The organism is Methylocella sp., assembly GCF_044226135.1.
In the GTDB taxonomy this organism is placed as follows: domain Bacteria; phylum Pseudomonadota; class Alphaproteobacteria; order Rhizobiales; family Beijerinckiaceae; genus Methylocapsa.
Map to the genome: position 1 here is coordinate 1 of NZ_JBGAHM010000043.1, position 24,213 is coordinate 24,213.

The 24,213-nt window shown below is 65.2% G+C and carries 15 protein-coding genes and 1 tRNA gene; 2 read left to right on the plus strand and 14 right to left on the minus strand.

From position 1 onward, the window contains the following. From ACILRB_RS14225 to dxs, 3 genes are all read right to left on the minus strand, one after another. Positions 1-898: class I SAM-dependent RNA methyltransferase (locus ACILRB_RS14225; RefSeq protein WP_395666954.1), on the minus strand; the 898-nt coding region annotated here is incomplete at its 3' end. Next, positions 895-1,644 (minus strand): TlyA family RNA methyltransferase, encoded by a 750-nt coding sequence (locus tag ACILRB_RS14230; RefSeq protein ID WP_395666955.1) that lies wholly within the window; start codon positions 1,642-1,644, stop codon positions 895-897. The genes ACILRB_RS14225 and ACILRB_RS14230, both read right to left, overlap by 4 nt. A gap of 5 nt (positions 1,645-1,649) precedes the next feature. Further along, positions 1,650-3,575: a 1-deoxy-D-xylulose-5-phosphate synthase gene (gene dxs / locus ACILRB_RS14235; RefSeq protein WP_395666956.1), complete on the minus strand. Its 1,926-nt coding sequence runs from the start codon at positions 3,573-3,575 to the stop codon at positions 1,650-1,652. Between the two features lie 403 nt (positions 3,576-3,978). Here dxs and ppdK point away from each other — a divergent pair, with 403 nt between their 5' ends. Continuing rightward, positions 3,979-6,657: a pyruvate, phosphate dikinase gene (gene ppdK, locus ACILRB_RS14240; RefSeq protein WP_395666957.1), complete on the plus strand. Its 2,679-nt coding sequence runs from the start codon at positions 3,979-3,981 to the stop codon at positions 6,655-6,657. Positions 6,658-6,666: 9 nt separating this feature from the next. Here ppdK and ACILRB_RS14245 read toward each other — a convergent pair whose 3' ends face one another. Then, positions 6,667-8,193, minus strand: a complete 1,527-nt coding sequence (locus tag ACILRB_RS14245) for an aspartate ammonia-lyase (RefSeq protein WP_395666968.1) — start codon at positions 8,191-8,193, stop codon at positions 6,667-6,669. Between the two features lie 245 nt (positions 8,194-8,438). Then, entirely contained in the window at positions 8,439-10,742 is a 2,304-nt protein-coding gene (locus tag ACILRB_RS14250; RefSeq protein WP_395666958.1) for a Tex family protein, read from the minus strand. A gap of 159 nt (positions 10,743-10,901) precedes the next feature. On the opposite strand from ACILRB_RS14250, the gene ACILRB_RS14255 reads away from it, so the two are divergent. Next, a tRNA-Ser gene (locus ACILRB_RS14255) sits at positions 10,902-10,991 on the plus strand. Between the two features lie 354 nt (positions 10,992-11,345). Here ACILRB_RS14255 and ACILRB_RS14260 read toward each other — a convergent pair. The 9 genes from ACILRB_RS14260 to ACILRB_RS14300 all read right to left on the minus strand — a co-directional run. Then, a complete protein-coding gene (locus ACILRB_RS14260) occupies positions 11,346-12,326 on the minus strand; it encodes a DNA cytosine methyltransferase (RefSeq protein ID WP_395666959.1) in 981 nt (326 codons plus the stop codon). Next, positions 12,323-12,775, minus strand: coding sequence for a very short patch repair endonuclease (locus ACILRB_RS14265; RefSeq protein ID WP_395666960.1), 453 nt, complete (start codon positions 12,773-12,775; stop codon positions 12,323-12,325). Before ACILRB_RS14265 ends, ACILRB_RS14260 begins: the two co-directional genes overlap by 4 nt. A 44-nt stretch (positions 12,776-12,819) precedes the next feature. Next, on the minus strand, positions 12,820-13,989 hold the full coding sequence (locus tag ACILRB_RS14270) for a restriction endonuclease (protein ID WP_395666961.1): 1,170 nt from the start codon (positions 13,987-13,989) through the stop codon (positions 12,820-12,822). 10 nt (positions 13,990-13,999) lie between these two features. Then, positions 14,000-15,790 (minus strand): AIPR family protein, encoded by a 1,791-nt coding sequence (locus ACILRB_RS14275; RefSeq protein ID WP_395666962.1) that lies wholly within the window; start codon positions 15,788-15,790, stop codon positions 14,000-14,002. Then, positions 15,791-16,792 (minus strand): PD-(D/E)XK motif protein, encoded by a 1,002-nt coding sequence (locus tag ACILRB_RS14280; RefSeq protein ID WP_395666963.1) that lies wholly within the window; start codon positions 16,790-16,792, stop codon positions 15,791-15,793. A 1-nt stretch (position 16,793) separates the two neighbouring features. Beyond that, entirely contained in the window at positions 16,794-19,616 is a 2,823-nt protein-coding gene (locus tag ACILRB_RS14285) for a Z1 domain-containing protein (RefSeq protein WP_395666964.1), read from the minus strand. Then, a complete protein-coding gene (locus ACILRB_RS14290) occupies positions 19,597-21,075 on the minus strand; it encodes an ATP-binding protein (protein WP_395666965.1) in 1,479 nt (492 codons plus the stop codon). The genes ACILRB_RS14285 and ACILRB_RS14290 overlap by 20 nt, the downstream gene beginning before the upstream one ends. A gap of 71 nt (positions 21,076-21,146) precedes the next feature. Further along, entirely contained in the window at positions 21,147-23,342 is a 2,196-nt protein-coding gene (locus ACILRB_RS14295; protein WP_395666966.1) for a sigma-70 family RNA polymerase sigma factor, read from the minus strand. Between the two features lies 1 nt (position 23,343). After that, a partial coding sequence (locus tag ACILRB_RS14300; protein ID WP_395666967.1) for a WYL domain-containing protein occupies positions 23,344-24,213 on the minus strand: 870 nt, incomplete at its 5' end.

Here is a 24,213-nt window from a genome sequence, read left to right on the forward strand (position 1 = left end):
CCGCGCCGTCGACGTCGACGGCGCGCACATTGGCGAATTCGGCGAGCCGCAGCGCGAAGGCGCCGACGCCTGAAAACAGGTCGACGACCTTCCGCGCGCCCCGCAGGGCCGCGACGGCCTGCGCGGCGAGCGCCTCCTCGCCGGCGCGCGTCGCCTGTAAAAAGGCGCCGGGCGGCAGGGCGAGGCGCGCCTGTCCGATCTCGACGACGGGCGCGCGCGCCGTGGCGACCGCGGCCCCGTGGTTCGAGAGCCGCGCGAGATCCTGGCGCAGCGCGAAGCCGACGAGCGCGCGCGTTGCGTCGGCGCCGAGCGGCCCATGGCCGCGCAGATCGACGTCGAGCCCCGTCTCGGTCGCGGTCACGAGAATGTCGAGCGGCTTGCCGGCCCCGGCGAGCCGCGTCGCCAGCGCGCGGGCGAGCAGGGGCGCCCCGGCGAGCCGGGGCTCCAGCACCGGACAGGTCTCGATCTCGACGATGTCATGCGAGCGCGCGGCCATGAAGCCGGCGCGGGCGCGGCCGCCTTCCATGCGCGCGTGAAACACGGCGCGGCGGCGCCCCTCGCCATGGGCGTCGAGCAGGGGCTCGGGGCGCGTCTCGAGTCCGGCGCGCCGCAGCGCCTCGGCGAGCAGGCTTTCCTTCCAGCGCGCATAGGCGGCAGGAGCGAGCGCCTGCACCGCGCAGCCGCCGCAAACGCCGTAATGGGGACAGAAGGCGGCGACGCGGTCGGGGCCTGGCGTCTCGATCTCGACCAGCGTCGCGCGCGGCCCGTCGCGCTCGACGATGACAACGTCGCCCGGCAGGGCGTAAGGCACGGCGACGACGGCGCCGTCATGGCGCGCGAGCCCTTCGCCGCGCGCGTCGAGACGCTCCACGGCGAGTTTCTGGCGCAGGCTGATCATCGCCGCGCGCCGAGCAGGAATTCGAGATTGCCGTCGCCGCCGGCGATGGGCGACGCGATCACGCCGTCGACGCGCCAGCCGAGCGCCGCCGCGCTCTTGCGCAGCCGCGCGCAGACGGCGGCGCGCACGGCCGGGTCGCGCACAAGTCCTTTCGACACATGCGCCGGCCCCGCCTCGAACTGCGGCTTGATCAGCGCGACGAGCGTGGCCGGCGCGCCCGCGAGCGCGGTCGCCGGCGGCAGGACGAGGCCGAGCGGGATGAAGCTGACGTCGATGACGACGAAGCGCGGCGGCTCGGGCAGGGTTTGGGAGTCGAACGCGCGAATGTCGGCGCCTTCAAACGACAGCACGCGCGGGTCCGCCCGAAGGGAGGGATGAAGCTGGCCTCGGCCGACGTCGACCGCCGCGACATGCGCCGCGCCCCTGCGCAGGAGAACGTCGGTGAATCCGCCGGTCGACGCGCCGACGTCGAGGCAGGCGAGACCGCGCGGCTCATAGGCGAAATGATCCAGCGCGGCCGCGAGCTTGACGCCGCCGCGCGACACATAAGGATAGGGGGCCGAGGCTTTGATCTCGGCGTCAGGACGCAACGGCTCGGACGCTTTCGACAGCACGCGTCCCGCCGCCGAAACGAGGCCGGCGGCGATCGCCTCCTGCGCCTTGGCGCGGCTTTCGAACAGGCCGCGCTCGACGAGAAGGACGTCTGCGCGCAGGCGTCGGTCGCCCGGCCCCGCGGCGGCGCCCATCGTCGTCAGGCGATTCTTGCGTCGCGCCGCCCGTGCTCGACGCCGAGCAGCGCCAGAACCTTCGCGACGATGGCGGCGGCGTCGAGCCCGGCCTGCGCGTACAGCTTCTCGGGCTTGTCGTGGTCGAGGAACACGTCGGGCAGGACCATCGAGCGGAACTTCAGCGCGCCGTCGTCGAGCGCGCCGGCGTCCGTGAGCTTCTGCGCCACGAAGGAGCCGAAGCCGCCGACCGAGCCTTCCTCGATCGTGACCAGCGCTTCATGCGTCGACGCGAGGCGCATCAGCAGTTCCTCGTCGAGGGGCTTGGCGAAGCGCGCGTCGGCGACCGTGGCCGAGACGCCGAAGCTTGCAAGCTCTTCCGCCGCCTTGAGCGCCTCGGCGAGGCGCGCGCCAAGCGAAAGAAGCGCGACCTGCTTGCCTTCGCGCAGCACGCGGCCGCGGCCGATTTCGAGGATCTCGCCCGTTTCGGGCATTTCGACGCCGACGCCCTCGCCGCGCGGATAACGGAAGGCGATCGGGCCGGAGTCATGGGCTGCGGCCGTCGCGACCATATGGACGAGCTCCGCCTCGTCGGCCGCGGCCATGACGACCATATTGGGCACGACGCCGAGATAGGCGACGTCGAACGAGCCGGCGTGGGTCGCGCCGTCGGCTCCGACGAGGCCGGCGCGGTCGATGGCGAAGCGCACCGGCAGGTTCTGGATCGCGACGTCATGCACGACCTGGTCGTAGCCGCGCTGCAGGAAGGTGGAGTAAAGGGCGCAGAAAGGCTTGAATCCTTCCGCCGCGAGGCCGGCGCAGAAGGTCACCGCATGCTGCTCGGCGATGCCGACGTCGAAGGTGCGGTCCGGAAAGGCCTTCTGAAAGATGTCGAGCCCCGTTCCGCTCGGCATGGCGGCGGTCACGGCGACGATCCTGTCGTCTTTCTCGGCCTCCTTGACGAGGGCTTCGGCGAACACGGTCGTATAGGCCGGCGCGTTGGGCTTCGGCTTGACCTGCTTGCCGGTCGCGACGTCGAACATGTTGACGGCGTGATATTTGTCGTGCGTCGCCTCGGCCGGGGCGTAGCCCTTGCCTTTCTGGGTGACGACATGGACGAGGATCGGGCCCGTCTCCTTGAAGTCGCGCACGTTCTTGAGCACGGGCAGCATCTGGTCGAGGTTGTGGCCGTCGATCGGGCCCACGTAATAGATGCCGAGCTCCTCGAACATGGTGCCGCCGGCCCAGAAATTGCGGGCGAACTCCTCGGTCTTGCGGGCGCGGTCGTAGACGAAGCGCGGCAGCAGCCGGCCGAGCTGCTTGGCCGCCTCGCGCACCGAGCGATAGGCGCCGCCCGAGACGAGGCGGGCGAGATAGGACGACAGCGCGCCGGCCGGCGGGGCGATCGACATGTCGTTGTCGTTGAGGATGATGATGAGGCGCGAATGCATCGCGCCGGCGTTGTTCATCGCCTCATAGGCCATGCCCGCCGACATGGCGCCGTCGCCGATGACGGCGATGACGTTGCCGGGGCGCCCGGACAGCGTGTTGGCGACCGCCATGCCGAGGCCGGCCGAGATCGAGGTCGAGGAATGCGCCGCGCCGAAGGGGTCGTAGACGCTTTCCGCGCGCCGCGTGAAGCCAGACAGCCCGCCGCCGCGGCGAAGCGTGCGGATGCGGTCGCGCCGCCCGGTGAGGATCTTGTGCGGATAGGCCTGATGGCCGACGTCCCAGATCAGGCGGTCTTCGGGCGTGTCGAACACATAGTGCAGCGCGACGGTGAGTTCGACGACGCCGAGGCCGGCGCCGAGATGGCCGCCGGTGACGGAGACAGCGCTGATCGTCTCGTCGCGCAGCTCCTTGGCGACCTGGGCGAGGTCGGATTCGGGCAGGCGGCGCAGATCGGCCGGCGTATGAATCGTGTCGAGCAGGGGTGTCGGAGAAATCGTCACGCTGGCCTCTTGATCTTGCGGCCCTGGGCTCGCCGCCCGCGGCTCTTACAACCTTTGGGCTTAGCCGCCCTTGCGCTTTTGACGCGCCTGTCGCGGCGCGCGCCGCGGCCCTGATTCGCCGTGGACGGCCCTCTCTCCTCCCACTGCTCGCACGTCGGCGGCCGACCGGTCTCCCATCACGAAAAGGCCAGCGCCGTCAAGCTCGTCTGATCGAAGGCGATTTTGATCTTGCCTCCGCCTTCGAAGATGAATAACCAAAAATTTTGGCGCCGCAACGCGAAGAGAGAACGGCAGGGCCATTTCGTCGCAGGGCGCGGCGTTTAAGCCACAGCCTCGCGAGGTTTGGCGCCCGTTCCCGGCGCCAGTTGTTGTCTGCGCGGCGAGGCTTCGGCGGGGGGCCGGCATGGTCAAATGGGTCTATGGATTCGGCGACGGCCGCGCCGAAGGATCAAGCGAGCTGCGCGAGCTTCTCGGCGGCAAGGGCGCGAATCTCGCCGAGATGGCCAATCTCGGCCTGCCCGTGCCGCCGGGCTTCACCATCACGACCGAGGTCTGCGCCTATTATTACGCCCATCAGCGCAGCTATCCGCAGGGCCTTGAGGCGGCGGTCGCCGAATCGCTCGACCATGTCGGCGCGCTGACCGGGCGCCGCTTCGGCGACGAGGAGCGCCCGCTGCTCGTCTCGGTGCGCTCCGGCGCGCCGGCGTCGATGCCCGGCATGATGGACACCGTGCTGAACCTCGGCCTCAACGACGTGACGGTCGAGGCCATGGCCCACGGCGCCGGCGACGCCCGCTTCGCCTATGATTCCTATCGGCGCTTCATCCAGATGTACTCCAACGTGGCGCTCGGCGTCGGGCATCATGAATTCGAGGATGAGCTCGAATTCTACAAGGAGGCGCAGGGCGTCGCGCTCGACACCGATCTTTCCGCCGACGACTGGCGCAGGCTCGTCGACGTGTTCAAGGAGAAGGTCGAGGCCGCGGCCGGCCGGCCGTTCCCGCAGGACCCGCACGAACAGCTCTGGGGCGCGATCGGCGCCGTGTTCGGCTCCTGGAACAACCCCCGCGCCATCGCCTATCGCCGCATCCACAACGTGCCGGACACCTGGGGCACGGCGGTCAACGTCCAGGCCATGGTGTTCGGCAACATGGGGCCGACGTCGGCGACCGGCGTCGCCTTCACGCGCAATCCCTCGACCGGGGAAAAGGCGCTTTACGGCGAATTTCTCGTCAATGCGCAGGGCGAGGACGTGGTCGCCGGCATCAGGACGCCGCAAAGCATCACCGAGGCCGCCCGGATCGCGGCCGGATCGGACAGGCCGTCGATGGAGACGGCGATGCCGGAGGCGTTCAGGGCCTTCGTCGAGGTGACCAGGCTGCTCGAGCGCCATTACCGCGACATGCAGGACATGGAGTTCACCGTCGAGGACGGCAAGCTCTGGATGCTCCAGACCCGCGGCGGCAAGCGCACCAGCAAGGCGGCGCTGCGCATCGCGGTCGAGATGACGGAGGAGGGGCTGATCTCGCGCGAGGAGGCGATTTTGCGCGTCGAGCCCGCCTCGCTCGATCAATTGCTCCATCCGGCGATCAACCCGACCGCCGACCGGCCGGTGATCGCGACGGGGCTGCCGGCCTCGCCCGGGGCCGCGACCGGCGAGATCGTCTTCACGGCGGAGGCCGCCGAACAGCTCAAAAGCATCGGCCGCAAGACCATTCTCGTGCGCGTCGAGACGAGCCCCGACGACATCCACGGCATGCATGCCGCCGAAGGCATATTGACGACGCGCGGCGGCATGACCTCGCACGCCGCCGTGGTCGCGCGCGGCATGGGCAAGCCCTGCGTCTCGGGCGCGGCGGCGCTGCGCGTCGACTATGGCGCGGGCACGCTGACAGTCGGCGGCGAGGTGTTCCGCAAGGGCGACGTGCTGACGATCGACGGCGGCGCCGGCCAGGTCATCAAGGGCGAGGTCAAGATGAGCCGCCCGGAGCTGACGGGCGAGTTCGCGACCCTCATGAAATGGGCCGACGAGACCCGCCGCATGGAGGTGCGCGCCAACGCCGAGACGCCGCAGGACGCGCGCGTCGCGCGAAAGTTCGGCGCGCAGGGGATCGGGCTCTGCCGCACCGAGCACATGTTCTTCGACGCCGAGCGCATCAACGCCGTGCGCGAGATGATCCTCGCCGACACGCCAAAGGGCCGGCGCGCCGCGCTCGACAGGCTTCTGCCGATGCAGCGCGACGATTTCATCGAGCTGTTCGGCATCATGGCCGGGCTGCCGGTGACGATCCGCCTGCTCGACCCGCCGCTGCATGAGTTTCTGCCGCAGACCGAGCATGAGATCGCCGAGGTGGCGAGGGCGCTCGGCCTCGACGCCGACAGGATCCGCCGCCGCCTCGCCGAGCTGCGCGAGGTCAATCCCATGCTGGGGTTTCGCGGCGTGCGCCTCGCGATCGCCTTTCCCGAGATCGCCGACATGCAGGCGCGCGCCGTGTTCGAGGCCGCGGCCGAGACCCAGGCCCGCTCCGGCGCGCCGACGCGGCCCGAGATCATGATTCCGCTCATCATCGCGAAGGCGGAGTTCGACATGGTCAAGCGCCAGATCGACGCCGCCGCCGCCGCGGTCGCGGCCGAGACCGGCCAGGCCGTCTCCTATACGGTCGGGGCCATGGTCGAGACGCCGCGCGCGGCGCTGCGCGCCGGCGAGATCGCCGAAAGCGCCGAATTCTATTCCTTCGGCACCAACGACCTGACCCAGACCTGCCTCGCCCTTTCGCGCGACGACGCAAGCTCCTTCCTTGGCCGCTACGTGGGGGCCGGGCTGCTGCCGGGCGACCCGTTCGTGACCATCGACCGCGAGGGCGTCGGCGAACTGGTTTCGATCGCCGCCCAGCGCGCCCGGGCCGTGCGTGAAGACATCAAGCTCGGCATCTGCGGCGAGCATGGCGGCGATCCGGCCACCATCGCCTTCTGCGAAGAGCTTGAACTTGACTATGTGTCGTGCTCGCCGTTCCGCGTGCCGATCGCCCGGCTCGCCGCCGCGCAGGCGACGGTCCGGGCGAAGCGCAGGACCGGGCCCTGAAGCCGCGCGCTACGGCTTCGGCTCGAAGGCGGGCGAGGCCATGCGCGACGGCCGCGTCATGTTCTCGACGCCCAAAAGGTCGGCGAGCTGCGTCTCGCTCATGAGCCCTTCCTCGAGCACGATATCGGCGACGCGGCGGTTCTCGACGAGCGCGCGCCGGGCGATGCGCGAGCAGGCTTCATAGCCGAGCATCGGCGCAAGCGCGGTCACGAGGCCGATCGAGTTCTGGGCGAGGTCGAGGCAGCGCTTGCGGTCGGCCTCGATTCCGACGACGCAGCGCTGGTTGAGCGTCTCGACGGCGTTGGCGAGCATCCGCAGCGAGGTCAGAATCGAATAGCCGATGGTCGGCTCGAAGGCGTTGAGCTGGAGCTGTCCGCCTTCGGCGCATAGCGTCACGGTCAGGTCGTGGCCGATGACGAGATAGGCGGTCTGGCTCACGACCTCCGGGATCACCGGATTGATCTTGCCCGGCATGATCGAGGAGCCCGCCTGCGCCGCCGGAAGCCTGATCTCGCCGAAGCCGGCGCGCGGGCCCGAGGAGAGCAGGCGCAGGTCGTTGCAGATCTTGCTGAGCTTGACGGCGATCCGCTTGAGCACGCCCGAAAAGGTGACGAAGGCGCCCATGTCCGAGGTCGCCTCGATCAGATTGGCGGCGAGGACGAGGCGCTCGCCCGACAGCCGCGCGAGTTCGGCGACGGCGAGCGAGGCGTAGCGGGGATCGGCGTTGACGCCGGTGCCGATGGCGGTCGCGCCGAGATTGACCTCGCGCAGCAGGCTCGCCGCCTCGCCGAGGCGGTCGACGTCTTCCCGGACGGTCACGCCGAAGGCGTCGAACTCCTGGCCGAGCGTCATCGGCACCGCGTCCTGAAGCTGGGTCCGGCCGATCTTCAGCACGTCGCCGAATTCGACCGCCTTCGCCTTGAAGGAGAAGGCAAGGTCCTGCAGCGCCTGCGCGAGGCGCTCGGAGGCGAACACGACGGCGAGGCGCAGGGCGGTCGGATAGGCGTCGTTGGTCGACTGCGCCATGTTGACGTCGTCGATCGGGTGGATCGCGGCGTAGTCGCCGCGGCGGCGCCCGATCAGCTCCAGCGCGACATTGGCGATCACCTCATTGGCGTTCATGTTGGTCGAGGTGCCGGCGCCGCCCTGGACCGCGTCGACCACGAACTGGTCGGCGAACCGCGGTTGCGTCGCGACCGCCTCGCAGGCCCGCTCAATGGCGTCGGCGCGGGCGGGCTCCAGATGGCCGAGGCGCCGGTTGGCGCGCGCCGCCGCCTGCTTGACGAGGGCGAGCGCGCGCACGAGCTCGGGGAAATGCCCGACCGGCACGCCTGAAATCGGAAAATTGCGCACGGCGCGCAGCGTGTGGATTCCCCAATAGACGTCGGCCGGAATGTCGGCCTCGCCCAGAAGGTCATGCTCGCGCCGCGTGCGGGCCGGCGCGAGGTCGAGCGTGCGCGTCGTCGCGACGGCGACGGAATCGTCAACCGGAGGCTCCACGCCCCGGATTTCAAGAAGGTCGAGAGCGGCGTCCATCATGGCGCTAGGTCCGATGTTGCGGCGCATAAGAAAACGGAAGCGGACATGTGGTCCGGTTTCGATGCTCGGCCGCCGAGCTTTCGAAACAGTGAAGAACTGGCCCAAATATAGGGTCTGCGCGCGAGTCAGATGCGTGATCGAGCACATTTGACGGCAAAAAAGCCAAAAAAGAGGGGCGCCCGAAGACGCCCCGTTATTTTGCGTTGCGAAATAAACAGGCTCAAACAGCTTCGCGACGCGCCCTATCTGCGCCGCATCGCCTCGGCGAGGGCCGCCGCCAGCGCGCCTTGCCCCTTTGCGGGCGCCGCGTCGTCGCGCGCCGGCCGGCGCTGCGCCCGCGTCGCGGGCTCGAAGCGCGGCCCCTCGGCGGCGGGGCCCGGCGCCTCCTTGCGCATGGTGAGCGAAATGCGCTTGCGCTTCAGGTCGACGTCGAGCACGCGCACCTTCACCACATCGCCGGCCCTGACCACCTCGGACGGGTCCTTGACGAAGCGGTCGGCGAGCTGGGACACATGAACGAGCCCGTCCTGGTGCACGCCGACGTCGACGAAGGCGCCGAAATTGGCGACGTTGGTCACGGTTCCCTCGAGCGTCATGCCGGGCCTGAGCGCCCCGATGTCGTCGACGCCCTCGGCGAACGTCGCCGTGCGGAACTCGGGGCGAGGGTCGCGGCCGGGCTTCTCCAGTTCGAGCAGGATGTCGCGCACGGTCGGCAGGCCGAAGCGCTCGTCGACGAATTTCGCCGGGTCGAGCGATTTCAGGAGGCGCGAATCGCCCATCAGCGCGCGCAGGTCGCGCCCGCAGGCCGAAACGATGCGCCGCGCCACGCCATAGGCTTCAGGATGCACCGAGGAGGCGTCGAGCGGCTCGTCGCCGTCGCGGATGCGCAGGAAGCCGGCGCTGAGTTCGAAGGCGCGCGGGCCGAGGCGCGGCACCTCCATCAGGGCGCGGCGCGTTCTGAACGCGCCGTTCCGGTCGCGGTGCTGCACGATCGCCTGCGCCAGCGAGGCCGACAGACCCGAAACACGCGAGAGAAGGGGGGCCGAGGCGGTGTTGATGTCGACGCCGACCGCGTTGACCGCGTCCTCGACCACGGCGTCGAGCGCGCGCGCGAGCTTCGCCTGATTGACGTCATGCTGGTACTGGCCGACGCCGATCGCCTTGGGCTCGATTTTCACGAGCTCGGCGAGCGGATCCTGAAGCCGCCGCGCGATCGAGGCCGCGCCGCGCAGCGAAACGTCGACGTCGGGCATTTCGGCCGCCGCCTGCGCCGAGGCCGAATAGACCGAGGCGCCCGCCTCGCTGACCACCACCTTGGTCGGCTGCGGCGCGGGCAGGGATTTCAGCACGTCGGCGGCGAGCCGGTCGGTCTCGCGGCTCGCGGTGCCGTTGCCGATGGCGATCAGGCCGACGCCATGTCGGGCGATGAGGCGGCGCAGCTCGGCCTCGGCGCCGACGACGTCGTTGCGGGGCTGGAAAGGATAGATCGTCGAGGTTTCGACGAGCTTGCCGGTCGCGTCGACGACCGCGACCTTGACGCCCGTGCGGATGCCGGGGTCGAGCCCCATGGTGGCCTTCGCGCCGGCCGGGGCCGCGAGCAGCAGATCCTTGAGGTTGCGCGCGAAAACCTCGATCGCCTCAGCCTCGGCGCGCTCGCGCAGCGCGTTCATGAGGTCGAGCGACAGATGCAGCGAGAGCTTGGCGCGCCAGGCGAAACGAGCCGTCTCCATCAGAAAGGCGTCGGCCGGGCCGTTCTGCGGCGCGATGGAATAATGGCGCGCGATCATCAGCTCGACGGGCTTGAACGGCCCCTCGCTGTCGGCGTCGACTTCGATGTCGAGCGTCAAAACGTCCTCGTTGCGTCCGCGCAGCATGGCGAGCGCGCGATGGCCGGCGACGCCGCTCCAGCGCTCGACATGATCGAAATAGTCGGAGAATTTCGCGCCCGCCTCCTCCTTGCCCTCGACGACGCGGGCGCGCAGCGCCGCCTTGTCGCGCATATGGGCGCGCAGCGCGCCGACGAGCTCGGCGTTTTCGGCGAAGCTTTCGGCCAGGATGTCGCGCGCGCCGTCGAGCGCGGCTTTGGCGTCCAAAACTTCGGGGCCGAGATAGGCCGCGGCGAGCTCCGCCGGGATCGCGCGGCGGTCGGCGAGCAGCGTCTCGGCGAGCGGCCCGAGGCCGCGTTCGCGGGCGATCTCCGCCTTGGTGCGGCGCTTGGGGCGGAAGGGAAGATAAATGTCTTCAAGCTCGGCCTTGGTCGCGGCGGCGGCGATCCTGGCTTCAAGGTCGGGCGTCGCCTTGTCCTGCGACCTGACGCTTTCGAGAATGGCGGCGCGGCGCGCCTCGAGCTCGCGCAGATAGGCGAGGCGCTCTTCGAGCAGGCGCAGCTGGCCGTCGTCGAGGCCGCCGGTCGCTTCCTTTCGGTAGCGCGCGATGAAGGGGACCGTGGCGCCCGAATCGATCAGCTCGATCGCGACCCTCGCCTGCTCGGGCCGTGCGGAGATGTCGGCGGCGATGGCTTCGACGATGCGGTCGGCTGCGGTCATTTCGGCGTCCAGGCGGGATTCGGGGCGCGCACCTTAGGGCAGGGGCCGGGCGAAGCCAATCGTTCGGGATGCGGGTTGCGCTGGCGTCGATGACGGTTATATTGCGCGCCGATTCGCAAGGTTCCCGCGCCGGCCGCCGGGCTCCGAAACGAATTGAGCGGAGGGGTGGCCGAGCGGTTGAAGGCGCACGCCTGGAAAGTGTGTATACGGGAAACCGTATCGCGGGTTCGAATCCCGCTCCCTCCGCCATCCCACTGCTTTAACGCGTCTCTTGACCCTGCGCGGACGCAGAAATATCCAAACAATTCCAACACATTGCCGACTCGACCTCTGCACTGCCGGCAGTCGGTCTCCGGCCCGGTTTTCTCCGTTTTCGCGTTTTCTCTCCGTACCTGTGGACTTTCGCGTTGGCAGTACGGAGCGATTAACCGTTTGAAATTGCTAGCAGTTTCCGAGACCCTAGCGCCACATGAATTTCTTTGGTGCAGAGGGTGAGGAAAATGCAATAAAAATACGGAGCAGCGTGCAATCCGCCGGCCTCGTCAATGGAAAATCGACTCAAACCATCAAGCTCACCTGCATCAATAAAGACCGGCGAACTCGCTACTCCGCCGCCTGCAGTAGCTCGACTTGCCGCGTGAGCGATCGGACAACTGCTTCCATAACAGGAGGGCAGACGCCGTTGCCTAGGATCTTGATCCGGTCCCGTCGCGAGCCGAGGGACAGGATATAGTTCGCTTCAAAGCCCATGGCCCGCATGAGTTCAGGCACCTGAAGCATCCGAAGCATCGGTGTTCGCCCTTCCCACGTGACGAGGCCGAACCGGTCAAGTGTCGTAAGAGTACGCAGTGGACGATCAAGACGCTGCCAGCCACCGCTACCATCCGAGCCGTAGTAGACGATGAGAAAGGGTTTCCCCTTGCCGAGCTCGCCGATGGCCCGTTCCGCCCGGACCAGGGTATCAGGAGCACGGCGATCGGAATACAGGGGACGAGATTTCCAGGGTCCATCAAACTGGATCACATCGGCTGCTCTGCGCAAACGACGCCCCTTCCTCAAGGGCTCCACCGGAACAGGAACAGCCTCCCGGTCGCAAAGCAGGAAGAGACGCCGGCGTGTTTGCGGGACACCGAAATCGGCGGCATCGAGCACCTGCGGAAGAACATTATATCCTAGTGTGCGGAGCTCATCGATGAGCGGCGTATACCCATGCCAGCTGCGCATCTGGACGACATTTTCAAGGACAATCCAGCGCGGCTTCAGCTTTTCAGCGAACCTGATTACATAGTTTGCAGTCCGCTTACTGTCCTCATCGCGTGGTCGGCTGCCCTTGGCGCACGTATGGTTCGTGCACTCAGGAGAGGCAAGGATCAGGTCAATGTCCTCTATGTCTCCGAGAAGAGAGGGACATGAATCTTCATTGAGCGTGGTCTGTATGACCCGGGCTTCGGGGAAATTGGCCCGGTAGGTTTCCACGGCGACAGACCATGCGTCGACCGCGCAAGCGATCTCCGCTTGCGCGCTACGTGCGCCCCAGCTGCTTCCGCCGCCCCCGCAGAAGAGATCCAGCACCCTCGGTTTCATGATTCTTCGTTACCAGGTTCTCGGTTTCCTGGCCAGGCAGCAAATGCATCGGATGCTCCTGTTCCGAATTGCTGCAGCACTCTGGACACACAGGCTTGGATGTCCGCCGCGACTTGGTGTTCCCAGAGACGCACGACCTTCCATCCCATATGTCTCAGGCGGCGGCGGTTTCGGAGATCGCGACGGCGATTGCTGTCGATCTTAGCTTCCCACTTCTCCGACAGTTTGTCCCGCCACTGGGAAAAGCGCCAGCCGTGCCAGAAGTCTCCGTCCACAAAAACCGCGACCTTCTCTTCCCGGAATACGAAGTCCGGCCGCCCTGGCAGGTCGCGCGCATGGCTTTCCCACGAAAGGCCGGATTCTGCGAGCGCAGCGGCCATCCTTTGTTCAGGGCCGGTATCCTTCCCCTTGATCCGCGCCATGACCGCGCTGCGCTTTTCCGGGGACATGATATCGCCTTTGTGGCGTCGCGGCCCTGGCGAGGGGATGCCTGTCATGGCGCGCTGTCCCCGAGCGAGTCCAGCCAAGCGTTCACGGATTCGCGCGTCGGAATCCCTTTTTCTTTCAGGATCCTGATGATGTCTCCTCCGGAGATGACAATGATCGGATGCCCGTCTTCCTTGATCTCTTCATATGCCTGGGCGTTAACCCAGGATGTCGTCACCAGCACACCGAATTGCCGGTGGCGAAGCCTGGAAATCAGCCGGGACAGCTCTTTTACACCGACCGACCTCGAAGGGTTGTAGCACTTCGCTTCCATCGAGAAATCCACCAGTACGGACGAAGTGCCGCGGCCGATCAGGTATTTCCCGACCGCGTCCCGACCGCCGTCGCGAACGGGACGCGTCAGATCGACAGACACGATGCCCTCGCCGAGGAACAGTCGCACGATCTCGGCGGCACAAGCCTCAAAAGCGTAAGGATGGGACGAAAATCTATTGAGGATGAGCCCAAGAAGATCGTTGTCCGTCCCCGATGGGAGTTGCTCGCTCCTGCTCCGGATTTCCAGGGAACGCACTGCCTTTAGCGGATGGGCACGTCCCGTGGTATTCCATTCACGCCAAACCTGCGGTGCAGCCTGCCGCCATGGGCCATCTGCCTGCAAGATCTTGAGCCAAGACCTCGAGAGATTCTGAACGTCGATGATCGTGAATTTCGCTTGATAATTCTGGAACCGCCTGCCTTGGGTGGTCTTCCATACGGCGACTAGATCATCCAGCGGGGAGAGACCCGCGACGCCGGGGACAGCCAATCCCTTGAAGATCATGTCCCGGTATTGCCCGGCACTGGCGAAGACCAGTACCGGAGGAATGGAATCGCGTTTCCGGGTATGCAACGCCTCAAACATGTTCCGGAGCAGCAGGTTGCCGTACCGGGGCGTGTCATGCAGTTCGCGCCCGGGCTTCTTATTGTCTCCGAAGTACGTAAAAACGCCGGTTTCATGGTCGAGATTGTCCGGCCATTCTGGATCGTCCATGCTGGTCGTAAGCACGACAAGCCGTGGCCTCTCCCGGGAACCTAAAATCCTGAAACCTCCCTGGTTGCTTACACCAAGCAATGCGGGCAGAGGGTCGTCCCCGGCATTCCCGTTCCGGCGTCCTTCATACACGGCATCTATAAAGAGATCTGCTCCCGCAAGTTGGTCTGAGGAAATAACCAGCATTCCCGTGACCTCATCGCAGTTCAGGGATGCCGATGAGAGGCTCGGAGAAAGGCGCCCGGAGCACCGCTTCCCAGCACTCCACCTTCTTGGCCCATTCCGAAATCATCCTGCCGTTGGCGCCCTGATGAAGCGCGTCGTTCACTTCCCGTGCCCAGACCTGGATCTGCTCCTGGAACTGTGCGGAAATGCCCTGCTTCTGCCAGATCTTGTCGAGATCGAGCCGGTCGCCAAGCCGTTCGGAGAGAACGGACACGGTATAGGCTGCGACATTGGCCTGGAAGGCCGGGAACATCGGACGGATCAGCTTGTGTGCCGTCTTGAACAGAATCGCCTTGGCGACCATCTGCTTCCAGGCGGCGACATCCGGCAGCGGCATCTCCGGGTGATCCTCCCCGTTGGAGAAGCCGGCCATGAAGCGCTCAAAGTTCTTCTGCGCACCGAAGCTGACGTGGTGGGGCTTGCGATCCCAGGCATTGAGGAATTTCGCCAAGTCCGTCTTGGTGATCTTGCGCGACGAGGGAATGTCGGTCTTTAGCTTGCGGAGCTTTGCCGGCGTGGTGCCGTCCCGAGCCATCATGGTATTGTAGCTGCCGGCCGCGCGCTCGTAGAACCAGCGGCTTGTGCCGTCCGGACAGTAGGTCGCAAGGGAAAGCTGCTCGATCTTGACGTGGAAGGGCTTGTTGGCCGAGAGGTCGGACAGCTTCACCGCATTCTGACTGTTGGCGTATTTCGAGATGTCGGAGATGAGCCCTTCCTCTCCAGCGGGATCGTTGGCGCGCAGCACGATGATCTTGGCTGGAACGCGGACGCGGGAAATGTTCGTCTCCGGGGCCTTTTTTTTCGTGAAGTAGAGAGAGGCCGTCGTCTGGCCGCCGTTCACAACCTGCATGCCCTTGAGCCATAGGATGCCCGGCGCGCCGTTTTCAGCCTGCCCCATGTGCATCTCGTCGGCGACGAGGACAATACCATTGTTGTAGGCCATGAAACGCTCGGGCGCTTTCTTCAGCGTCTCGCTGATGCCCTTGTTCACCTTGCCCGTGGCGCTCAGAAACGAGCGGACGTTGGCCTCCAGAAGGCGTGCGCCGTATTTCTCGTAGATGAAGCGTAACGCCTCGCCGGGGATCGCGGTCAGGGCATAGTCATAATCCGTCATTTCACCCGGCACATAGACGCATGGCAGTGCGCCGCCCGATACCTCTGCGAAATTGACCACCAATTCGTCGCGCGGCTTGCCCTCCGACCAGTGACGCCACAGGCGCTCGATATCCATGACCTCCAGTTTGACCGTCTTATCCTGCACCTCGCGCGTCTTGAAGTTCTTGGCCTTGGCCTGCCGGTCGGTCAGCACATAGATGCGGATCTGATCAAGGTTCGGATAGACATCCTTGATGGTGTGCGCGACCGCATAGGCGTCGTTGGACTGATCCATCGTGCCGGCAAGACGACCCTGCGCGCAGCGAGCAAGGAAACGCAAGCACTGCTCCGCGGCTATCTTGGTCTCCGAGTCCGGAATCGGAGTGATGGTCTCGACATCCGCATAGAGGCTCACGAACAGATCGAGCTGATCAGCATCCTCGGAAACCGCATAGCCGCTGAGGCGCAGCCGGGCATTGCCGACGGTTACCTCGTAGTGACACGCCTCCGGTTCGAAGGTCATGCCGATCTCGGACATGTGCTCCATGACGACCTCGGTGAAGACCGTCTCCTCGTAGGGGTAGGAGCCGCCAGGCACGGCAAGGCGATCGGCGATCGCCTCCTTCACTTCCGCCCGCGTCTGCAAGAGAAATTCATCAAGTTTCATTCAAGCCACCCCGAGAAGTTCAAGCGCGCGTGCAAGGCCGATGTCGGACGCCCCCGCTAGATCAAAATCGATTTCGTAGCGGGCCTTGCGGATGGCGGGATGCACATGCGCCCGCGTGAGGCGCGGAAAGCCGTCGCCTACCTGCATGACGGCGGTGGAAACGTGCAGGAAGTGCCTCGCATACCGCTCCGCCGCCGGACTCAAAAGTCCGGCCTGCATTAGGCGTAGATCGAACAGGTCGAGTGCTGCCTGGTTGCCGCCGAGTTTCTCGCGGATCGCGTCGGCCTTGGCGGGCAGCGTCATGCCCGACGGACCGAGGGCAAGGCGCACGGCGGCGAGGAAGAGCGGCTGGCGCAGACTGTCGTCGAGCTGTTCGAGAGAAGAGATGGTTGCAGGAAAGCCGCCCACCGCAAGCGTTGTCTTTACCTCGATACTGCCGCTTCCCGGCATGAAGTCCTGCAAGCCGTCGAGCGGACCCTGCCAGTACTCGATTACGTGCCTCTCGGGCATTCCTATCTCAATCATGCGATCGATGAGAACGAGTTCGCCGAACAGGCCGAGTTCCGCCTCGGCGGAAAGTACCCCCTCTCTGTGGCGGTCCATGAAGTCCTGCCAAGCCCGGATGCGCGAAAGGAAACTGTGAAGCAGTGCGTTCTCGTCCCGCGTTGTACCATCCTCGATGAGCCGGAGCAGATCTTCCGCCATCATGGCGAAGAGTTCCGGACTGCCTCCCGGCCTGCGGGCAAGCGCCACCCGGAAACGGTCACCGCCCGTTAAATCGGCGGGAAGGCGGGAGACCTCGAAGCCGTGCCCCTGTGGCAGTTGGGAATCAGGAACCGCGTTGATGTTGCGGAAGCCGACCATGAGGGCCTCCTCGTCGCCCGGCAGGCGACGTCCCGCGAACAGCACGCACGGCGCTGTAGTGGCGACTGGTATGGTCTTCCACCCCTCACTGTCGTGACCACCAGAGAGCGCGCGCCATGCCGCACGCAGGTCGTTCATGTCAGTTGGCACCGCCATATTCCTGTTCCCAATAGATGTTGTTCACGCGGTACCTCACACGCACACCGGTTTCGCTGGCGGGGAAGCTGACGGCAAAGCCGATGACGGGCGGTGCATCGGCGGGCAGCTTGGCATCTGGACCGGCCAGCGCCGGATCGATGGCATAAAGAAACAGGACGCCGCACTCTTTTGGACGAACCTTCCGGATGGCCGGACCGTTCGGCGCGTCCGGTTCGTTACGCCCCTCATTGCGACCGGGATCAGCGCGGAAAGCGCGCCGCGCTTCATCGAGCGCCCGAATCCACGCCGCCTGGTCGAGGTCGATCGCCTCGTCACGCGGGGACATGAGGCGTCGGATGGAGTAGCGGTCCGGATGCCGTCCATGCGCGGCGCGCCGGAGCGCCCGAACAGTAATCCCATCCCCGAAGGGAACCGCTTGCCCTTCGCCACCACCGATCAAGGCAACCGTCCAGCGTGTCAGTTCTCCGCTTGGGATGAGGGAGCGGATAAACTCTGCCAGCAGCGCGCTGTTTGCCTTGCGGGCCTCGGGATGGCCGCGATAGCCATCGAGGAATCCTGCCACGTCATCGGCGGATACATCGTTCCACAGATGGCCTTCCCATTCGTGCACCGAACCATTTCTCGGGCGACTGGGATTGGTTTCAGGTGTGCCGAGCGATGCGACCAGTCGCCGGGTCACTTCGAGATTCCGCTGAAGAATAACCGGCTCGCGGTGGAAGTTCACGGTTTCGGAAAGGCCGCCGCTGAAGGAAAGTTCAAGATTCCTGGCGGTACGCATCTTGATGCTGGAGGTCACCGTCAGCACGGGGTGGGACTGCACCTTAAGGCCATATTCGCGCGGGGTGGCGCCGCTCGCCGCCATGAAGTCGAACTCCTCGCGCAGTTCCTCCGAGGCATCGGCAATGTGCTCGAACCATTCAACCAACTCGCCGGTTGTGTAGAGGCGACCGAGGTCGAGATAGCCCGGCCGGTAGCCGAACCAGCGACCCATCTGCATCAGCGTGTCGTACATCTTCGAGGCGCGCAGGAAGTAGCTGACTGTGAGCCCTTCGAGGGTGAGACCGCGCGCCAGCTTGTCGCCGCCGATGGCGATCACCTTGAGTCCCATTTTCTGGTTCTCGGCATAGTCGAGGGCATCCTTGGCGGTGCCGTTGATCATGCGCACCTGGATGTCGTCCATGGCTTCTGCCAACAGTGGCTCCAACTCCTCCCAGGTCGCCCCCGTGAAGCTGCCGACCTCATCGGGCATTTCCGCCGCCATGGCGGCAGTGGTCGGCACGAAGTCGCGCTCCCAGAGCGATCGCAGGGAGGCAAGAATCTCCTCATGTCCTCCGGTTCTTCGATGCAGCCGCTGCCGAAGATGACGCACGCGTTCTTCGGCCTGGGCATGAACGGCTCTCTGGACGGAGGTGTAGCGGGTCACATGTACGAGCATCGAGCAGTGCTCCGCTTCCTGACCGCGCAGCCGCCGCAGGGCGCAGGCAAGGACGAAGGCGTCGATGGCCTCGTTCAGAGAGGTAGGCAGTTCGTTCTGCCCTTCGTACAGGGGGAAATGGCCGTTCTTGTGCTTTGTCGGCATCCAGCCTTCAAAATCCGCCACGTGCCGCACCAGAGGCAGGCCGCTGCTGCGTCCCGTCTCGGCGCGTGTTCCGAACACCCTGGCCGGACCGACATAGTTCGAGGGCGCCGCGAGATTGATGATGAAGGCGGAGGGGAAAAGGTCAGGCCCTTCCTCGCGGGTGGCAGCCTGCTCATGGATGAAGATGTTGGCGAAGGGGGTCGCCGTGTATCCGACACAGGCCGAGCGCGAGAAGCTGTGCAGGATGCGCCGGACGAGCCGGTTGATGGCCGTCGGCTCATGCTCTTCATCCGGCCTGCCGTTTTCGTCAAAAGCCATCTCCCTGGTATCGACGCTGGCGTGATCGGCTTCGTCGTCGATCAGCAGGAGCGGCAGGTTGGTGACGAGGCGTCGGCCGGTCTCCCTGTCGTGGGTGTTGGCCACATGGTTGCGGATCCAGCCAAGCAGACGGGTCAGGACGGTCTTGTTCTTCTTGACGACAAAGAGCCAGGGACGCTGCTCGGGCGTAATGCCGAGATTGCGGGCGATCTTCGTGCTGAAATCCCCCTTTTCGGTGCGGGTGGTGGCGAAGTTCGGTCGGATGAGCGGGTCGGCGTCAATCTCCCCAACGCCGATCAGTTCGAGGGTTTCATCGTCGAGGACGGTGGTCTTGAAGCCGAGGAAGGCTTCATCCAGGCGCATCTGCGTCTGGGAGCGCAGATTGTTGTGCAGGCCTGCCAACACGATGATGATCTTGTAGCCGGCATCGGCCGCCTTGCAGATGAGACCACTGTAATGGCTGGTCTTACCAGATTGCACATGCCCGACCACCAGACCGCGCCGATCCCATGGCCCCTCGCGTTCCGGATCCTCCAGCAGGGCAAGGACGGAATCGGTGGAGCGGTCGAGCGCATCGACCGCCTTGATGGACAGCTTGCGCTCCAGCCACTCGCGATAGCGTTGCCAATAGCGCCAGTCCTGCTTGCGCACGGCCGTCAGCCAGTCCTTGTGGCCTTCATTGTTCTGGAGCGTGGCATCCTGGCCGATCCACAGGCTGAAACGGCGGATGAGTTCATCCGTTGCCGCCTGTCGGTCATGGCCCTCGCGCCATTTCGGGTTCATCGCGAGAACAAGATCAATCTTCTCGCCGATCAGGGCGGGCGTGATGACCGCCTTGTCCTCCTCGTCGAGCAGCAGTTCCTGTACGAGCTTGATGATCCTCTGATCAGTCGCGGATGCCATCATGTTCTCCCTGGTGTGGATCATCGGGAAGAGCCGCGACGAGATCCGGGTAGCTGTTGAAGGGTTCTGTGTGGAGGAGTTGCTCCCGCGCGAGCTGCGGCGACACGCCCTTGCGCAAGACGAGATTGCGGTACATCACCATCAGCACGGTGCGCGCTTCCGACGGCGGCTCACCGGCAAAGCCAGTGCGCGGCGTCTCCCGTCCTTCCGTCGTATCGAGCCAGATGCGCTGCACCGGCACCGTCTCCTCGATCACCCGCAACATGGCGCGGATGGGAGCGGCAAGATCGCCCGCCTCGTCGAGCACCAAGCGCACCGCGGGATGCTCACGGTCGATGCGGTAGCGCATGCCGTTCGCCGCATGCTCGGCCTGCCATGCCTGGGCCACAGGGCGGCTGCCGCCAACCGCCACCGGCTGGCCGCGATGGGCGAAGACGCGACGCGCCCGGGCGCGCGTCTCCTCCGCCAATTTCGTCAGATGCGCCCGCAGGCCGACCGGCGGGCTGGCCGTTGATTTGCGGATGTCGATCTTCCAGTCAGCATCGGCGGAATTGGGGATGTCGAGCCGCAGCCGAGCCAAGCGGTGCGCCTCTTCCTTGGTCCAGGCGCGCCCTTGGCCGAGGCCGAGCCAACTTCCGGCGAGCAGAAGTCGCCGGTTGCGGTAGACATAGAATCCCTGCTGCGCCGTCCAGCCATGCGGCCCCGCCGCCGATTGTTCCTGCTGCCCGGTCAGGTGATCCTTGTGCGGAAGGACATGGCATTGCACCTCCAGCAGGCCGCCTGCCGAGCGGATCCGCTCCACCGGCGAAGACCAGGTTGCCGGATGCTCCCGGAGGAAGGGATCCCACGGCGCGACCAACCGGCCATTGAGGGAGAGCCGCAGATCGGGACGTCCGCCGTCGAGATGGCGGTGGAAGACCATGGCGAGATGCCGCTCCACGCCATCGATGAGATCGAGAAAATCCTGTTCCGTGGCGCCGGGCGTGACGATCCGGTCAAGCCGCTCCCAGACTACCAGTGTTCCCTGTCCTGCCGCGATCAGGGGCTCCAACAGGTGCTCGGAGCCTACTGCAGGGCCTTCGAGTAGATGCCAGCCGTCATCCGGGCTGGAGGCGAGCACATCGAGATCCCAGCGCAGACAGTTCATGCGGCCGTCACGGATGCTGGCGACGGTCAGTCTCCGGCATTGCGAGAACGAAGCCGTCTTGAGGCCAAGCCCGAAGCGGCCGAGATCATCCGCCGCCCGAGCATCGAGCGGGCTTCTCTCGCCAAGCCGCATGGCCCTGTCCAGCGCATGTTCATCCATCCCGCAGCCATCGTCGAGGATGGAGACATGGCTGGCCTCTCCGGCCCAGGCGAAATCGAGCGCCACTGAGGCGGCCCCGGCGGAAATGCTGTTGTCGATGATGTCGGCAAGGGCGGTGGCGGTCGAATAGCCAAGCCCACGCAGCGCTTCGATCATGGCCGAGGCGCGTGGCGGGGCGGAGCGGGAGCCGGGCGGCAACCGGGAGGGAGGAGAAGTAAGCGCCGCCATCACCGGATCGCCTGTAATATCTTGATCCGGCCCGGATGCGAAAGCGTCTTCATCGCCTTGGCCTCGATCTGCCGGATGCGTTCCCGCGTGACGCCATAGGACCGGCCGATTTCCTCCAGCGTCTGCTCATCGCAATCGATACCGAACCGCCGGCAGATAATGTCCCTTTGCCTCCCGTCCAAAATTTCAAGCTGCGACCTGACCAGCATCTGCATGCCGGAGATTGCCAGAACCTCTTCCGGCGTCGGCATGCTTGCATCGACAATGTTCTGGATGCGGTCAAACTCCTCGCCATCCAGCGGGATCGGCTCCTCTGGAACGTTCAGCAACCTCGCCACGCGATCGACAGGCAGTTCGAGAAACGCCGCAAGCTGTTCTGCCTCGGGCACTTGACTCGTTTCGGCGTGCAACTGCTGACGCGCCCTCTCAATCTTGCGCAGGGTCTCCTGAACATGAACAGGGCGGCGGATGGTCCTACTCGCATCGGCGACGGCGCGAGTGATCGCCTGCCGGATCCACCAGACGGCATAGGTGGAGAACTTTGCGCCGCGCCTGTAGTCAAAACGCTCGGCAGCGCGCATGAGGCCGATGTTGCCTTCTTGGATCCTGTCCATGAAAGAGAGGCTGCCATACTTCTTGGCGACCCAGATCACCAGCCTGAGATTGGCCTCGACCAAGCGCGTCTTGGCCTTTTCGACCTTTTTGAAACCAGCCTCGATCCGCTCCCGCAAGGAACTGGCGGTTTCATCTCTGCACGCAATGTCCTGCAGCTGCGCGCGGTAATCCGGCGCCAGACCAGCAAGGAAGAGATGTGCGGCAAGTTCCGATCTGTCCTGACCCGCCTGCCGGCAACCGGCGATGATGGCTTGCAGATGTTCGCCGATGTTAGGGGGAAGTTGGAGGATGCTGTTTTCCACCTGGATTTGCTCCCCCGTTTCGCTGTCATTCTCCTCTTCGCCATCGGGTTCATTCTCGGAAGTCTCTTCAGCTCCCGCAACCACATCGAACATCGCCCGCGCGGGTATGTCGCCGCGCAATACGGCCCCGGCATCCGCAAGAAGTCTTGCAACAACAGCCGGACTCGCCGCCATGGCGGCGAACAGCTCCAGCATGCCCTGTTCGATCGCTTTGCCCAGTGCGGTCTCGTCATCACGGGTCAGACGGTCATTCGGCAGGTTCTTGACATAAAGGTAGAATGGATCGGAATCGCTCGATTGGCAGCGACGGAGAAAGGCGAGCACCTCCGCTACGGCATCGCCATAGAATTCTTCGTCATCCTCGTCGGCAGCGGGAGCAATGTCCGGCGCTTGCGGATCATCGTCGATTTCAACGCCAAGATCGGACAGCACGAACCGCAGGCTGGTTTCCAGAGCGGAGGCGTCAGCATCCTCATCGTTATCGGAAAGGGGAAGAGCGTCGACGATGCGGTCTTCGTGAATGCGGCCGTCTCTGAGCGCCTCAACAATCAGCAGGCGCAACGCCAGCAGTTCTTTCTCTGAGAGCGCCGCGCGTCGGCGAATGAGATCGTGCGGCTCCGGCAGATCGATTTCGACGTCGCTCCAATCGGCATCCACGTCGATGGGAACATACCGGGAAATGAATTTTTGGAGTGCCGCCGCGCCATTGGCGCAGGCGGGATCATTCAGCGGAGGCGGTCCGTCGATCTCCTCCTGCCATGCAGAGAGATCGATTGGCTCATCGCCGCCGGAAAGGACCGCAGGAAAATCGATGCCATCCAGGTTGGCATCAGAAGTATCCGATGCGGCAACGATCACACTGGATGGGACGAGGTCCGCTTCACTTTCTGTAGTCGGCTTTTCGGATGGCTCCGGCAGGCGTGGTAAATCGTCGTTTGATGCAGCGGCCTCATGCGCGCCGTTGACGCGAACAGACCGCATTTCTGCCGCCACCGCCAGCAGGGCTGCGATCTCGGTCTGCCCCTTTGTCTGCGCCATCGCGAGTGCGTCGTTGCCCTCGTGATCCCGGATGCTTGGATCGGCGCCTTTCTCCAACAGGAACTGACAGAGATCGAGGCGTCCCCTAGAGGCCGCCAGAATCAATGGCGAGCGTCCTTTCTCGTCGGTCGCATTGACGTCGCTGCCCGAGCTCAGATGCAGGCGCACCGATTGCATCGCGCCGGCAAGCAGGGCCATCCGGAAGGCTGGACTGAGAGGCTTCCGGATGAGCGCTTCCATGTCACGCCTCCTGCCGGGCGGACAAGGCGGTCATGACATCATCCCGGTTCAGCAGAACGATGTGCTGATCCTGGGGAGGCTTGGCGGCTGCGTCACCCTCGATCCCGAAATGCTTGAGGAAATACCAGAGGAAGGAGGCCCGCACGTCGATCACCGATACGCCACCGGTCATGCCATAGTCGGCTTCGACGGCCTTGCGCTGCCCCGCCGACAATCCCGGATGCGGGCCAATAATCGTTCGCACGCGCCCATGCCATGCCTCGTCTGCGGCAGGATCGGCGGCGGCAGGCCGCATCGCCCCCGGATCCGACATCCTGGCGAGCACGAAATCCTTGAAGCGGCCATCCCGCGAGCAACAGGCGCGGGCATGCCAGCGGAAGCCGTCGAAGGCCAGCGCATGAGGCGCTATCCATCGCCGCTCCGGTTCCGGTCGCGACATGGACTGGTAGGTGATTCCAATCTCTTGCTGTCCCCGGATGGCATCAAGGATAGCTCGCAGCACCAGAGAATCGATTTGCCGCGCCGGTCCGGGCACGACATCGAATGGGGGAACCTGCCCAAGCCCCGTAAAGCCCGCATCAACGATGCCCTCAGCCATCAGCCTCAGGTGAGCGAGGTGGCGAGCGGAATCCGGAGCAGTCAGTCGCGGTTGGAAAGATTCGCTGCGGACATAACCGTTCGCCGCACGATTGTAGACGGCATTGCCGGGGGCGATTTCCAGATAGCGGGCGAAATCCGCGGATGCCTGTTGCAGGGATATGCCGAACGTTCCCGCGAGTTCCTGCCGGTTGACGACACCGTCCCAGAACAATCGCAGATCAATGAATTCAAGCCGTTTTTCCGTGCCCCATCGCAACCCGACTGCAGGCAC

Excerpts from the sequence above, each read along its gene's own strand:
- ACILRB_RS14290 (WP_395666965.1), bottom strand. The coding sequence starts at position 21,075 with ATGATCGAAGCGCTGCGTGGGCTTGGCTATTCGACCGCCACCGCCCTT.
- ACILRB_RS14245 (WP_395666968.1), bottom strand. The coding sequence starts at position 8,193 with ATGGACGCCGCTCTCGACCTTCTTGAAATCCGGGGCGTGGAGCCTCCG.
- ppdK (WP_395666957.1), top strand. The coding sequence starts at position 3,979 with ATGGTCAAATGGGTCTATGGATTCGGCGACGGCCGCGCCGAAGGATCA.
- ACILRB_RS14260 (WP_395666959.1), bottom strand. The coding sequence starts at position 12,326 with ATGAAACCGAGGGTGCTGGATCTCTTCTGCGGGGGCGGCGGAAGCAGC.
- ACILRB_RS14295 (WP_395666966.1), bottom strand. The coding sequence starts at position 23,342 with ATGGAAGCGCTCATCCGGAAGCCTCTCAGTCCAGCCTTCCGGATGGCC.
- ACILRB_RS14275 (WP_395666962.1), bottom strand. The coding sequence starts at position 15,790 with ATGAAACTTGATGAATTTCTCTTGCAGACGCGGGCGGAAGTGAAGGAG.
- ACILRB_RS14265 (WP_395666960.1), bottom strand. The coding sequence starts at position 12,775 with ATGTCCCCGGAAAAGCGCAGCGCGGTCATGGCGCGGATCAAGGGGAAG.
- ACILRB_RS14280 (WP_395666963.1), bottom strand. The coding sequence starts at position 16,792 with ATGAACGACCTGCGTGCGGCATGGCGCGCGCTCTCTGGTGGTCACGAC.
- ACILRB_RS14270 (WP_395666961.1), bottom strand. The coding sequence starts at position 13,989 with ATGCTGGTTATTTCCTCAGACCAACTTGCGGGAGCAGATCTCTTTATA.
- ACILRB_RS14250 (WP_395666958.1), bottom strand. The coding sequence starts at position 10,742 with ATGACCGCAGCCGACCGCATCGTCGAAGCCATCGCCGCCGACATCTCC.
- ACILRB_RS14285 (WP_395666964.1), bottom strand. The coding sequence starts at position 19,616 with ATGATGGCATCCGCGACTGATCAGAGGATCATCAAGCTCGTACAGGAA.
- ACILRB_RS14230 (WP_395666955.1), bottom strand. The coding sequence starts at position 1,644 with ATGGGCGCCGCCGCGGGGCCGGGCGACCGACGCCTGCGCGCAGACGTC.